The 320-nt window shown below is 36.6% G+C and carries 1 protein-coding gene; it reads left to right on the top strand.

What is annotated here, in order from left to right; genetic code table 11:
* The coding region (locus A10D4_RS14150) for a helix-turn-helix domain-containing protein (RefSeq protein ID WP_008490201.1) at window positions 1-320 on the top strand (320 nt) is incomplete at both ends.

The following is a 320-nucleotide window of genomic DNA, read 5'->3' as shown; positions in this document are numbered from 1 at the left end:
AATGCAGCGCAGGAAATACTACTAGCTAAACATTTCGGATGCGTTCGTGTTGTGTATAACCATTTCTTAAATGAGCGTATAGAGCAGTATAAGAAAGACAAGAAGTCTGACAATTACCATGCTCAGGCACTGGCTTTAACACAGCTCAAAAAAAAAGAGGATAGAACCTGGCTTAAGGAGGTCAATAGTCAAACGTTACAATTTGCTTTAAAATCTTTGGATACAGCTTTTGTTAACTTCTTTAAGAACCGCTCTGAATTTCCACGATTTAAATCAAAAAGGCATAAGAATACTTTTACAGTACCTCAATCTGGTAGGAT

The sequence above is a fragment of the Idiomarina xiamenensis 10-D-4 genome (genome assembly GCF_000299895.1).
GTDB classification, from domain to species: domain Bacteria; phylum Pseudomonadota; class Gammaproteobacteria; order Enterobacterales; family Alteromonadaceae; genus Idiomarina; species Idiomarina xiamenensis.
The sequence above is the reverse complement of the archived record's forward strand: the minus strand, read 5'-3'. Positions and strand labels throughout refer to the sequence as shown.